14 protein-coding genes are annotated in these 12,309 nt (G+C 66.3%); 4 read left to right on the top strand and 10 right to left on the bottom strand.

From position 1 onward, the window contains the following. Positions 1 to 16: 16 nt before the first annotated feature. Both E5Z01_RS10550 and E5Z01_RS10545 read right to left on the bottom strand, forming a co-directional pair. A complete protein-coding gene (locus E5Z01_RS10550) occupies positions 17 to 1,321 on the bottom strand; it encodes an ammonium transporter (protein ID WP_135229320.1) in 1,305 nt (434 codons plus the stop codon). A 12-nt stretch (positions 1,322 to 1,333) separates the two neighbouring features. Further along, entirely contained in the window at positions 1,334 to 1,705 is a 372-nt protein-coding gene (locus tag E5Z01_RS10545) for a P-II family nitrogen regulator (protein WP_167757868.1), read from the bottom strand. A gap of 388 nt (positions 1,706 to 2,093) precedes the next feature. Here E5Z01_RS10545 and E5Z01_RS10540 point away from each other — a divergent pair, with 388 nt between their 5' ends. Together E5Z01_RS10540 and E5Z01_RS10535 are read left to right on the top strand one after the other, a co-directional pair. Next, positions 2,094 to 3,029, top strand: a complete 936-nt coding sequence (locus E5Z01_RS10540; RefSeq protein WP_135229319.1) for a nucleoside hydrolase — start codon at positions 2,094 to 2,096, stop codon at positions 3,027 to 3,029. Positions 3,030 to 3,085: 56 nt separating this feature from the next. Then, the gene (locus tag E5Z01_RS10535) at positions 3,086 to 5,113 is read left to right on the top strand and encodes a thioredoxin domain-containing protein (protein ID WP_135229318.1); all 2,028 of its coding nucleotides are present in this window, start codon (positions 3,086 to 3,088) and stop codon (positions 5,111 to 5,113) included. Here E5Z01_RS10535 and E5Z01_RS10530 read toward each other — a convergent pair. The 7 genes from E5Z01_RS10530 to E5Z01_RS10500 all read right to left on the bottom strand — a co-directional run bounded on the left by E5Z01_RS10530 (position 5,100) and on the right by E5Z01_RS10500 (position 9,205). Further along, positions 5,100 to 5,456 (bottom strand): hypothetical protein, encoded by a 357-nt coding sequence (locus E5Z01_RS10530; protein WP_135229317.1) that lies wholly within the window; start codon positions 5,454 to 5,456, stop codon positions 5,100 to 5,102. The genes E5Z01_RS10535 and E5Z01_RS10530 overlap by 14 nt on opposite strands. 3 nt (positions 5,457 to 5,459) lie before the next feature. Next, on the bottom strand, positions 5,460 to 6,146 hold the full coding sequence (gene rpiA / locus E5Z01_RS10525; protein ID WP_135229316.1) for a ribose 5-phosphate isomerase A: 687 nt from the start codon (positions 6,144 to 6,146) through the stop codon (positions 5,460 to 5,462). Beyond that, a complete protein-coding gene (gene prxQ, locus E5Z01_RS10520; protein ID WP_135229315.1) occupies positions 6,143 to 6,625 on the bottom strand; it encodes a thioredoxin-dependent peroxiredoxin PrxQ in 483 nt (160 codons plus the stop codon). The genes rpiA and prxQ overlap by 4 nt, the downstream gene beginning before the upstream one ends. Before the next feature lie 12 nt (positions 6,626 to 6,637). Beyond that, positions 6,638 to 7,078: a PaaI family thioesterase gene (locus tag E5Z01_RS10515; RefSeq protein ID WP_167757867.1), complete on the bottom strand. Its 441-nt coding sequence runs from the start codon at positions 7,076 to 7,078 to the stop codon at positions 6,638 to 6,640. Between the two features lie 211 nt (positions 7,079 to 7,289). Further along, positions 7,290 to 8,441 carry a LysM peptidoglycan-binding domain-containing M23 family metallopeptidase gene (locus E5Z01_RS10510; RefSeq protein ID WP_135229314.1) on the bottom strand — a complete coding sequence of 384 codons (1,152 nt, stop codon included), beginning with the start codon at positions 8,439 to 8,441 and terminating at the stop codon, positions 7,290 to 7,292. 53 nt (positions 8,442 to 8,494) lie between these two features. Beyond that, positions 8,495 to 8,935 carry a D-aminoacyl-tRNA deacylase gene (gene dtd, locus E5Z01_RS10505; RefSeq protein WP_135229313.1) on the bottom strand — a complete coding sequence of 147 codons (441 nt, stop codon included), beginning with the start codon at positions 8,933 to 8,935 and terminating at the stop codon, positions 8,495 to 8,497. Further along, positions 8,936 to 9,205 carry a DUF1844 domain-containing protein gene (locus E5Z01_RS10500; protein WP_135229312.1) on the bottom strand — a complete coding sequence of 90 codons (270 nt, stop codon included), beginning with the start codon at positions 9,203 to 9,205 and terminating at the stop codon, positions 8,936 to 8,938. 104 nt (positions 9,206 to 9,309) lie between these two features. Here E5Z01_RS10500 and E5Z01_RS10495 point away from each other — a divergent pair, with 104 nt between their 5' ends. After that, positions 9,310 to 11,415 (top strand): phosphodiester glycosidase family protein, encoded by a 2,106-nt coding sequence (locus E5Z01_RS10495; RefSeq protein ID WP_338069143.1) that lies wholly within the window; start codon positions 9,310 to 9,312, stop codon positions 11,413 to 11,415. 3 nt (positions 11,416 to 11,418) lie between these two features. Continuing rightward, positions 11,419 to 11,769, top strand: a complete 351-nt coding sequence (locus E5Z01_RS10490; protein WP_119762024.1) for a hypothetical protein — start codon at positions 11,419 to 11,421, stop codon at positions 11,767 to 11,769. Positions 11,770 to 11,792: 23 nt separating this feature from the next. Here the strand turns inward: E5Z01_RS10490 and E5Z01_RS10485 are convergent, their stop codons facing one another. Then, entirely contained in the window at positions 11,793 to 12,194 is a 402-nt protein-coding gene (locus E5Z01_RS10485) for a four-helix bundle copper-binding protein (protein ID WP_135229311.1), read from the bottom strand. Between the last annotated feature and the right edge of the window lie 115 nt (positions 12,195 to 12,309).

Raw genomic sequence — 12,309 nt, 5'->3', positions numbered from 1 at the left:
CAGACGTTGAGGGAATTCAATCGCCGCCGAGGAATACGGGGGCACCGAGGTTCGTTTCGTTCTCGCTGTACCCCTGCTCACGGTGGGCGCTGATGTCGATGCCGCTGATTTCCTGTCCGGCGGTGACGCGCAGGGGCATGACCAGGCCCACCAGTTTCAGCAGCACGTAACTGCCTGCTCCGGCCCACACGAGGCTGGCGATCACGCTGATGATTTGCGTGATCATCTGCTCGGCCCAGGGTTTGCCGCTTCCGGTAGTGAAGGCCAGTGCGCCGGTCAGGAGTGCGCCCACGATCCCGGCCACACCGTGGCAGGCGAATACGTCCAGGCTGTCGTCCGCGCCGAGGCGGTGCTTGAACTGCACGGCCCAGTAACTGGCGGTGGCTCCCAGCACACCCACCAGAATGCTGGCGAGGGGAGAGACGAAGGCGCAGGCGGGCGTGATGGCGACCAGGCCCACGACCAGTCCGGTGGCGGCCCCCACGGCGGTGGGTTTGCCGTTGCCGCTGCTTTCCCACACCAGCCAGGTGAGCATGGCGGCGGCGGGGGCGATCAGGGTGGTCATGAGGGCGAGTGCGGCGGTCTGGTTGGCGGCCAACGCCGACCCGGCGTTGAAGCCCATCCAGCCGAACCACAGCAGGCCCGCGCCCAGCAGCACCAGCGGAACGTTGTGGGGAACGTGAGCGTTTTTCGGGTAGCCGATGCGTGGCCCCAGAACGAAGGCGGCGACCAGGGCGCTGATGCCCGCGCTGATGTGAATGACGGTGCCGCCTGCAAAGTCCAGTGCGCCGTCCTTGAACAGCCAGCCGTCCGCGTTCCAGACCCAGTGGGCCAGGGGCGAGTAGATAAGCAGGCTCCAGAGTGCGCCGAACAGCACGAACGCCCCGAAGCGCATGCGCTCGACCACCGCGCCGGAAATGAGGGCCACGGCAATGATGGCGAACATGGCCTGGAAGGCAGCGAACACGTAGCTGGGGATGGTGCCCGTGAGTTGCCCGCTCAGGCCGCCCAGGCCCAGGTGACCCAGCCCGCCCAGGAAGGCGTTGCCGCCCTCACCGAAGGCGATGGTGTACCCCGCCAGTGTCCACAGGATGGCGACCAGGCCGATCGAGACGACGCTCATCATCATGGTGTTCAGGACGCTCTGGGCGCGGGTCAGGCCGCCGTAGAAGAAGGCCAGGCCGGGCGTCATGAGGAGCACCAGGGCGGCGGAAATGAGCATCCAGGCGGTGTCGCCGGTGTTCAGTTCGGGTTTGGCCGTCTGGGCCAGGGCAACGCTTGAAAGAGCAAAGAGGAGGGGCAGGTATCTGTTGAGGTTCATGTCGTGTCCTCCTCAGGCGGGAGTGAGTTTGGTTTCGTTGACGGGCGTCAGGGCGGCGTTGTCTTCCTCTCCGGTGCGAATGCGAACGACGCGTTCCAGCGGCTGGACGAAGATCTTGCCGTCCCCGACCTCGCCGGTGCGTGCGCCCTGACAGATGGCCTGAATGGCGGCGTCCACGAAGGGTTCGCTGACGGCCATGCGGAACTCGACCTTGTCGTGGAATTCCACCATGACCCGGGTGCCCCGGTACTGTTCGACCAGCACGTGCTCGCCGCCGTGCCCACTGACCCGGCTGAGGGTCAGTCCGCTGATTCCGACCTGAAAGAGGGCTTCTTTGACCTGTTGCACGCGCTCCGGGCGTACCACCGCTGTGATCAGTTTCATCCCGTCACCTCTTTTCTGAACAATTTGCAGTTCTGGCATCCCCGCATGTCGAGAGGATGTCATACGGTCTGCAACCTGTCAAAACTTTCTTGCACAAATGTCTAAATCTGAGGCAACAAAATGCAAAATATGTCCGAAATCCTGCGGAGAGCTGGCGAGATCAGGGACAACAGTCCAGATTTAGATGACAAAATGCAAGATGGCCCGCCGCCCCAGCCACGCCCTCCCGCTGGTCTTCCATTTGTGGCCGCGTGAACGTGTGACGCATCCCTCCCCGACCCCTCCCCGACCGACCCCTTCCCGGCCCCTTGCTGCTCGTGCAGGCGGGCAGGGCAGCCGGGCTGACCGGCGGGCGCGACCCCAGTCGCTCTGCCGTTACACTCCAGGCATGACGCTTTCCCGACTGCCCGTGATTCTGGATGGTGACCCTGGCCTCGACGACGCCATTGCCTGGCTGCTGGCGCTGGCGTCGCCGGAACTGGACGTGCTGGGCATCACCGCCGTTCACGGGAACGTCGACCTGGGCAAAACCCTGTGGAATACCGGCGTGGTGCTGGCCCTGGCGCGTCAGAGCGTACCCTACTACGCCGGAGCGGATCGTCCGCTGGTGCGGGGCGAGTTGACCGCCGCCAACGTTCACGGGCAGACGGGCCTCCCCGCGCAGTTTCTGCCCGAGGCGGAGCAGACGCCCGAGGAACAGCACGCCGTGAACTTCATCGGGCGAACCGTGCGTTCCAGACCGGGTGAAGTGACGATCATCGCCACCGGGCCGCTGACCACGCTGGCCCTGGCGTTCCGCATCGCGCCCGACCTGCCGGATCTCGTGAAGGAGGTCGTGTGGATGGGCGGCAGTACCGGGCAGGGCAACCGCACACCCGCCGCCGAGTTCAATGCCCTGGCCGACCCGCACGCCGCCAGGATCGTGTTCGGGAGCGGCGTGAAGCTGCGTATGGTGGGCCTGAACGTGACCATGGGGTGCATCGCCACGCCCGAGCGCGTGAAGGCCCTGCAAAACCTGGGGAATGCCGCCGGGCAGGTGAGTGCCGAGATGCTGACCGCCTACGCCGACATGTACCGCCAGCGTTACGGCCTGAGCGGAGGGGCACTGCACGACCCGCTGGCGGTGGCCGCCGCGATTCAACCCGACCTGCTGAACTGGCAGGACATGCGCGTGGACGTCGAAACGCAGGAGGGTCTGAATTTCGGGCGTACCGTGTGCGACCTGTACGGCAGCACACAGCACGCGAACGCCCGCGTGGCGGTGGGGGTCAACGATGCCGCTTTCTTTAACCTTCTCTTGCAGCGGCTGGCAACCTTGCCCTGAAACGCCTTCATCTTTCTGCCACTCACCACCCCCCCCTTCCCACTTACCCTTGAACCATGAATCGTCTCGCGCACGAGTCCAGCCCGTACCTGTTGCAGCACCAGGACAACCCGGTCGACTGGTGGCCCTGGAGTGAAGAGGCATTCGCGGAGGCGCGGCGCCGGGACGTGCCGGTGCTGCTGAGCGTGGGCTACAGCACCTGCCACTGGTGCCACGTGATGGCGCACGAATCCTTCGAGGACGCGCAGACGGCGGCCCTGATGAACGAGCATTTCGTGAACGTGAAAGTGGATCGGGAGGAGCGGCCCGACGTGGACGCCGTTTACATGGCCGCCACACAGGCCCTCACGGGGCAGGGTGGGTGGCCCATGACGGTGTTCCTGACGCCGGACGGCGAGCCGTTCTACGCGGGGACTTACTTTCCACCGCATGACGGCCACGGCCTGCCCAGTTTCAGGCGGGTGATGGCCAGCATTTCGGACGTGTGGCGCAACAAGCGTGAGCAGGCGCTGGGCAACGCGCAGGCGCTGACTGCGCACATTCAGGAGGCCAGCCAGCCGCGCACCTCAGGAGGCGCGTTGCCCGCCGACGCCCTGCACCGCGCCGTGCAGAACCTCCGTCGGGCCTATGACGACGTGCAGGGCGGGTTCGGAAGCGCCCCGAAGTTTCCTGCACCCACCACGCTGGATTTCCTGCTGACCCAGGCGGAAGGGCGGGACATGGCCCTGCACACCCTGAGCCGCATGGGTGCGGGCGGCATTCACGACCACCTGGGCGGCGGCTTTCACCGTTACAGTGTGGACGCGCAGTGGCTGGTGCCGCACTTCGAGAAGATGCTGTACGACAACGCCCAGCTCACCCGCACCCTGCTGCACGCCTACCAGATCACGAAAAACGACGAGTACGCGAACCTGGCCCGCCGCACCCTGACCTACCTGGAGCGCGAGATGCTCTCCCCCACTGGCGGGTTTTACTCCGCGCAGGACGCCGACACGCCCACCGAGCAGGGCGGCGTGGAGGGCCTCACCTTCACCTGGACGCCCGAGGAAGTCCGCGAGGTGCTTGGAGACGAGGCCGAGCTGGCGTTGCGCTACTTCAACGTGACGGACGCGGGGAATTTTCTCGATCCGCACCAACCGCAGTACGGCAAAAGGAACGTCCTGCATACGCCGACCCCCCTCAACGCCCTGCAACGCGACCTGGGGGACGACGTGCCCGTACGGATCGAAGCGGCAAGAGCAGCCCTTCTGGACGCCCGAAACGAACGCACGCAACCCGGCCTGGACGATAAAATCCTGACCTCGTGGAACGGGCTGGCCCTGGCTGCGTTCGCGGACGCCGCCCGCATTCTGAAGGAACCGCGCTACCTTGAAATCGCCCACCGGAACGCCGATCTCATCCACCGGGAAATGCGACTCCCCGACGGCACGCTGAAGCACACCTTCAAGGACGGGCAGGCGAAAGTCGAGGGCTTGCTGGAAGACCACGCCCTGTACGCGCTGGGGCTGGTGGGGTTGTTCCAGGCCGGCGGCGACCTGAAGCACCTGAACTGGGCGCGGGAACTGTGGAACATCGTGCGCCGCGACTACTGGGACGAAACCGCGGGAGTGTTCTACTCGTCGGGTGGCAATGCCCAAACGCTGCTGACGCGGCAGGCGCAGGCCTTCGATTCTGCGGTCATCAGTGACAACGCCGCCGCTGCCCTGCTGGCGCTGTGGATGCACCGTTACTTCGGCGACGAGCAGGCCGAGCAGATCGCCCGCCGCACGGTCGATTCCTTCGCGGGCGACCTGCTGGCCGCCGTGGGAGGTTTTGGTGGATTATGGCAGGTCGCGGCCTTCCTGGAAGCGCCACACACCGAAATCGCCATGATCGGCACGCCGGAGGAACGCGCCCCGCTGGAACGGGTCGTAAACGAGCATTTCCTGCCCTTCACCGCCATCACGCCCGCCATGGAAGGCGGCGAACTTCCCGTGTTGGAAGGCCGCAGCGGCGGCGGACAGGCTTACGTGTGCGTGAACATGGCCTGCCAGCTTCCCACCAGAAGCCCCGAGGAGTTGGAACAGCACCTCAGGGAACTCTGAAAGTCGCCCCACTTAAGACGGCACCGTCAGCAGCGATGACGCGCAGCAGGAAGGCCCCAGGCCGAACAAGGTAATCGGCAGTCGAGGTGGCGAGGGGGCCGGGATCGCTTCCGGCGTACCCCATCCCCTCCAGAACAGTGTCGTGAGCCGTGTTCAGCGCAGCGGAAACGATGGTGTCCAGGGCCATGGTCTGACCGCAGCTGCCCTGAGAGAACATCAGGCTGCCGTATTCTTCGCCCTGCCAGTCGAAACGAAATCCACCTTTCAGCACCCGGATGTTCAGCCTTTCCCCGAACAGGCTGACCAACGCGGCGGCCAGTGCCCGCTGCTCTGCGTCCGTCACCGGTCAATCGCGGGTGAGTTCCCGCACGCCGTCGGGGGCCGCCACGAAGGCCCGTTCGGCCATGCCCAGGAAAAACCCGGTGTCCACGATGCCGAGGGTTCCTTTAATGCGGCGTTCGAGTTCGACAGGGTTAAAGTCCTTGGGAAGTTGCGCATCGTAAATGTAGTTGCCGTTGTCGGTTTCGTAGGGGTGCGCTCCGGGCTGGCGCAGGCGACCACCGGGCAGGAATTCACGCAGGCGCTCGATGGTGCTCAGGAACCCGAACTTCAGGATTTCGATGGGCAGCGGCGCTTTCTCGCCGAGGGTGCCGACAATCTTGGTGTGATCCGCGATGATAATCAGGCGCCTGGCCTGCACTTCCGTGACTTTCTCGCGCACCAGTGCGCCGCCCAGGCCTTTGATGAGGTCGAGGTTCGGGGCTATTTCGTCCGCGCCGTCGATGGCGATGTCCAGGGGGCGCGGGTCGAGGGGTTGAGTGGGGATGCCGACCTCGCGGGCGAGTTTCTCGCTGGCTTCGCTGGTGGATACGCCCACAATGCCCGTCAGTTCGCCACTTTTCAGCCTGCGCCCGATTTCTTCTATGGCGTACCTGGCGGTGCTGCCCGTGCCGAGGCCCACGCGATTGCCGCTCTGCACGAGTTGCACGGCGCGGAGGGCGGCTTCTTTCTTCAGAGGCTCAAGATCAGTCACTTTTTCATGTCCTTCTCGATGGCTTCGGCCACCGCGTCGGCGTGACCGTCGACTTTCACCGCCAGCCAGCTTTTCACCAGTTTCCCGTCCGGGCCGATCAGGAACGTCTGGCGTTTAATGCCCTGGGTCACTTTGCCGTACATGTTCTTCTCGCCGTAAGTGCCGATGCTTTTCAGGAATTCGGCGTCACGGTCGCTGAGCAGCGGGAAGGGCAGGCTGAATTTCTCCGCGAATTGCCGGTGACTGCCGGCGTCGTCGGCGCTGACACCCAGCACCACCGCGCCGTGGCTTTTCAGCAGGGCATTGTCGCGGAAATCGCAGGCTTCCTTGGTGCAGCCGGGCGTGTCGTCTTTGGGGTAGGCGTACAGCACCACGTACTTGCCTTCGTACTGCGCCAGGCTGTGCAGGGTGCCGTCCGCGTCCGGCAGGCTGAAGTCCGGGAAGGCGTCACCGGGTTGTAATCGGGTGGGTTCAGTCATGGGTTCAGGCTATCAGCCAGCGGCCGTCCGCTCGTCGCTTCTGGGAGACAGCACGGCCTGGGTACAGCGGAACAGGGCGATGATCTTGCCTTCGGGGCTGCGAACCTCGGCGTCCCAGACCTGGGTACTGCGCCCGGCGTGGACGTTGCGGGCCTCGCAGGTAATCGTGCCTTCGCGGGCGGTGCCCAGGTGGTTACTTTTCAGTTCGATGGTGGTGAAGTTCGCGCCGTCTGGTAACAGCAGGCGCGTGCCGTACCCGGCGGTGGTGTCCGCCAGGGCAATGATGGCCGCTGCGTGCAGGAACCCGTTGGGGGCCAGCAGTTCCGGGCGCAGGGTCAGTTCGCTGCGCAGCAGGGTGCGCTCGACATGCGTGAACTTCAGGCCGATCAGGCCCGGCAGGTAACCTGCATTGCGGGCGTTCAGTTCGTCCAGGGTGGGAATGGGCTGGGGCATGAGGGTGATGGTAGAGGGTTGACGGGTGACGGTCAAAATCTCTTGCCCAGCCCCCTGGCATCGATCAACGCTCGTTCCGATCCCCAGACCGGGCGGGAAAGCAACACCGTGCGGTTGGAGCAATGCAGTAGCTGTTTGCGCTCACGCTGCCTTACACCTTACTCAAGTCCGGTTGACCCCAGAACTGCGTTCCCGACAACCGAAAATCGGCTTACCGGGGCCACAACCGGCCCAGCCAGTCCTGCGGGTTGGTGCCTTCGCCGCGCACGCGCATTTCGAGGTGCAGGTGCGGCCCGGCACTGAGGCCGGTGCTGCCGACCTGCCCGATTTTCTGCCCACGCACCACCCGGTCGCCGACTTTCACCAGCACCCTGCTCTGGTGAAAGTACAGGCTGATCAGACCCGCGCCGTGGTCGATGGCGACCAGATTGCCGCGCACCGGGTACTTTCCGGCAATAACCACGGTGCCGTCGTTCACGGCCAGCACGGGCGTGCCGCTGGGCGCGGGGTAGTCCAGACCGTAGTGGTAACTGACGGGGCCGCCCGCCACGTAGGTGCGGGGTTGCCCGAAACTGCTGCTGACCGCCCTGGTGTTCAGCGCCGGGGCAAAGGGCTTGAACCAGTGCTGCGGGGTGCGCCGGGCGTAGGCGGCCTCGACCAGCTGCTCCTCGGCGGTGCGTCCGGGGTCTTGCAGAACGCCACTGATCTTGGGTGGCAGGTTCAGGTGCTGAACCGACTGGTTCAGATCCGTGACCGGAATGCGTCCGCGTACCAGCTGGTCGCCCAGCTTCACCTCGTACACCAGCGGTGTGGTTTTGCCCAGCACCACGCGGCCCAGAATGCGGTACTCGCCCGCCGCGCCGATGGGCTTCAGGCGTTCGTTGGGTTCACGGACGTCCTCGCCGACCTCACTGGGGAAGCTGACCGTGACGTTCCCGGCGTTCGGCCCACTCAGGCGCATGATGAAGGCCTGCCCCATCGTCAGGCTGGCCGGGACGCTGACGTCCACGCCGTCCAGGTGCGTGCCGGCGGGCGTGGGGGCGAGTTGGGCGGCGCTCAGGGGCGGCGGCAGCCGCTTTTCGGGCAAGCCGGTGTTGGTGGTGCTCGGTTTGGGCGTGATGATGGGGGCCAGGCCAGCCGGTCTGGCCGGGGCGCTGGGCGTGGTGGGGTCGCCGGCACTGACGCGCAGCACCTGCCCGACGCTGATGGTGTCGCCGGAAAGCTGGTTCAGGCGCTTGAGTTCCTGCACCGAGATGCGGTTCGCCGTGGCAATGGAGTACAGGGTGTCGCCCTTCTTGACGGTGTAGGCCCCCGCTACACTCATGAGAAGCGTGGCAGCCAGGACGAGCAAACGCGGGTTCATGCCCGCCAGCATAGAGTTGACAGGTGAGAAACGTGTTGAGGGTAGAGGAACCGTCAGTTCGTTTCCAGTATCAAGGTGACCGGGCCGTCGTTTGTGAGGTCGATGACCATGTGGGCGCCAAAAACCCCTTCTCCGACGGGCAGCCCCAGGTTGCGCAGGGCCGTGTTGAACACGCCGTACAGTTCCCGCGCCTGTTCAGGCGGGGCCGCGCCGATAAAACTGGGGCGATTGCCCCGGCTGGTGTCCCCGAACAGCGTGAACTGACTGATGCTGAGCACCCCCCCGCCGATGTCCTGAAGCGAGCGGTTCATCTTGCCGTGCTCATCGCCAAAAACACGCAGTTTCGCCACCTTGGCCGCGAGTTGCTGCGCGGTGGTGGCCGTGTCGGTGGGCGCGACACCCAGCAGCACCAGCAGGCCCGGCCCCGTTTCGCCGCTGAGCTGTCCTTCGACGGTGCAGGTGGCGCGGGTCACGCGCTGCAAGACGGCCCGCACTCAGTGGCCGCCCAGGGCATTCAGGCGTTCGCGCAGGCTGCCAATAGCCTGGCTGAGCAGGTCAGCCTCGGTGAAATCCAGGTTCCCGCGGGTCTTCTCGGAGAGCATAGTCAGCAGTTTCAGGCTGCGTTCGGCGGTTTGCCGGGCACGGCCCTCCAGCAGTAACCCGTCGCGGGCGGCGCTGGCGGTGGCGGCGTTCAGATCGCCCAGGGCCGCCTCCGCCGTGGCGTGCAGCATATTGACCAGTCCGACAAACTCGGCATTCGACATGCCAGCGAGAATAGCGGAGAGTGCGTAACGCCTTCCCAGGTCACCGGCAGGTCATTCCGTGGCGCCGGACTCGGCTCCAGGTTTTTCCGCCGAAGCTGTCCCTGGTGACCCTGGGCCGCGAAGACCTCATGCGCTTCCGGGGCTTTCCGGGTACACTCGGGCGCGTGAAGGTGCGGGATTGGCGTGGTGGGGCGTTTTTGCTGGGCCTGGGGCTGCTGTTTTCAGGCGCGGGCTTGGCGCGAAACGTGGTGATCGGCACAGTGGTGCAGGCGGCGGCAGTGGACTCGCGGGTGCTGGGCGGCGCGGAGATGCTGGCGGTGTGGACACTGCCGCGCCTGGGCGTCAGCGTGCGAAACGACCCGCTGGACACGCGACTGGTGTACGGGGCGCGGGAGTTGCGCTTTTCACCGGTGACAGGCTGGGTGGCCGTGGGCTTCCGGGGGGCGCCGCCGCTTCCCGCGCCCGAAGCGCTGAACGGCAGCCTGTACGTGCCGCTGGTGGCCCTCAAGGCGCTGGGCGTAAGGGTGACGAAAGAAAGCGCGAACACGCTGGAGTTCGCCGCCCCCGCCGTGGTGCCGGTGCAGACCCTGGGGCCGTCTCCCGCCCTGCCCGCCGCACCGAGTGTGTCGACTGCACCCAGTGCGACCGCTGCGGCGAAACCCACGCCAGTTCCGCCCCGCGCCCCGGTGGCGGCCCCGCTGAAAGGCACCTCACCCGCGCCCGCCACGAAGCCTGCGCCGACACCCGTCCCGGCACCCTCTGCCCCGGTGGCGGTTCCTCCGGCACCTCCTGCGCCGGCACCGACCAGCGATACGCCCGGCGTGACCGCCCCGACGCGCCAGCCACCGCAACCGCAGCCCCCACAAACACAGCCGCCGCAGCCCCAGCCCCAACAGCCACTGGCGAACCTGAACACCGTGCGGGTCAGCCGCAGCATTCACCGCAACGTGGAGGTGCAGCGCGTGGTACTGGAACTGTCGCGCGCCACGGCGCACACCATCGAGCGGCAAAAGGGTGGCCTGAGCATCAAGCTGGGCGGTGTCAGCGCGTCCGAGAGCACCTCGGCCCTCAGTTCCGGCGATACCCTTACGGTGACGCCGGACGTGGGCGGGGCGGTGGTCAGCCTGACCACAGGGGGCGGCACCAGCGAGATTTTTACGCTGGACGACCCGCCGCGCGTGGTGGTGGACACGACCACAGTGCTGGACGCCGGTGTGCCACCGCCCATCAACCCCGAGAACCTGCCGGATGGCGTGACTTACCTCAACCGGGGGCTGCTGCACCTGCTCAGCTTCGACCCGGCCAGCTACCAGCCCAGGGTGGTCAGCGCCCCGGCGGGCCGCTTTGCCGACCTGGCTTCACTGGTCAAAAGCGTGCGCGGGGTGGGGGGTGTAAATGGCGGGTACTTCGACCCGGCCAGCGCCCTGCCGGTCGATCTGGTGGTGTCGGGCGGCCTGATGACCGCTTCCAGCCTGGAACGCCGCGCCACGGTCGGGTTCACCCCGGCGGGCGAGGCGATGTTCGGTTACCCCAAACCGCGGTACGTGCTGCGCGGGAATTTCAGTTCGCTGCTGGTGAACGTCGTGGGGGCCAGGGTGCGCCGCGACCTGCTGACCGCCTTCGTGGGCGATGGCCGCACGGCGGTGGGCGCCGACGACCTGACGACCCTCTATGTGCCGCTGAACGGCGAAACCATTCAGAGCGCCGTGACCGGCCGGGTGGTGCCGCCCGCCGGGACGCTCTCGCTGACGTTCGACCCGGCGCGCTTTCCGCAGCTTCCGCGCGCCGCCGGACAGGCCCTGAAAGTGGAGCTGGTGTGGCGCAGCAGCGATGCCCCATGGGAGGCCGCGCAGGAGGCCCTCAGCGCCGGGCCGCTGCTGGTGTCGGGCGGCAAGGTGGCGCTCGACCCGGCCCGCGAGAACTTCAACACGAACGCCAGCATCTGGCGGCCCACCAAGCAGGTGGCGCTGGGCACCTTTCAGGGGCGGCCCACCATCGCTTTCTTCGAGTACGGCACGCCCGAGGCGTTCGCCGCCGCGCTGGCCGGCGTGGGCGTGCGCGACGCCGTGCGCCTGGACAGCGGCAGCAGCGCGGGTGCGTACCTGAGCAGCGGCTACGGCACGCTGGGCGGCTACCTGAACGGCATCTGGAGCCAGAACGTGCCCAACGCCATCGTTTTTGTACCGAAAACCACGCTGGGAGGCAAGTAACGCATGAAAAACCACCTCACTTCGCTGCTGGCCGCGCTGCTGCTGAGCGCCCCCGCCGGCGCCCTGAGTGGCCGCGCCGCCTTCGTCTTTCAAAGTGCGGTGAAGGCGGCGCGGCTCAAGGTTGTTCCCTGTCCCGGCAAACTGGGCAACGCCTCGACCCGCTGCGCCACCGGCAGTGCCGAGCGCCGGGTCACGCAGAAAAAACTGAGCGGCTGGAAGGGCTGGAAACAGACCGACACCTGGGTCAAGGACAGCGCGTCGTTCACCAGCAACGGCACGGACGCCTACATCCTGAGCGTTCTGCCGAAGATCGGCTCCAGCAAAGGCAGCCTGCTGATTTTCAGCGAATTCTGACGGGTGCAGGGGCCAGGCGCGGTTCAGGCCAGCAGGCGCTGACAGGCGCTTTCGCAGCGGCGGCAGCATTCGGCGCAGACCTGGCAGTGCGGCATGCCCATCTGCGCGTGGGCTTCGCATTCCTGGGCACACGCCCGGCAGGCGGCCACACAGGCCTGTAGCTGCGCGCGAATCACCTCATCGTCTCCCTGCGCGGCGCGGGCCAGCACGCCAGCGGTCGCGGCACACACGTCCGCGCACTGGCCGTTCAGGGTGATGCATTTGGTCAGGTGGGCCAGGTGCTCCTCCTCATTCAGGCAGGCGTCGGCGCACAGCGTGCAGCACCCCAGGCACTCCAGGCAGGCGCTGAGGCAGGCGGCCAGCGCAGAGAGATCGAAACGGCCGGGGTTCGGGTGGGTTTGCAGCATGGCTGAGATGGTGTCCATAGGAACTCTCCTTGAGCGGGTGAGGAAACCGGCTGTCCGGGACCAGGTTCACAGGTAGGGCAAAGGACGACCCCACAACCCTAATCCGCTACGAGGCTCGCCTGGATGAAAGGCC

This window comes from Deinococcus fonticola, from assembly GCF_004634215.1.
Lineage (GTDB): Bacteria > Deinococcota > Deinococci > Deinococcales > Deinococcaceae > Deinococcus > Deinococcus fonticola.
The sequence above is the reverse complement of the archived record's forward strand: the minus strand, read 5'-3'. Positions and strand labels throughout refer to the sequence as shown.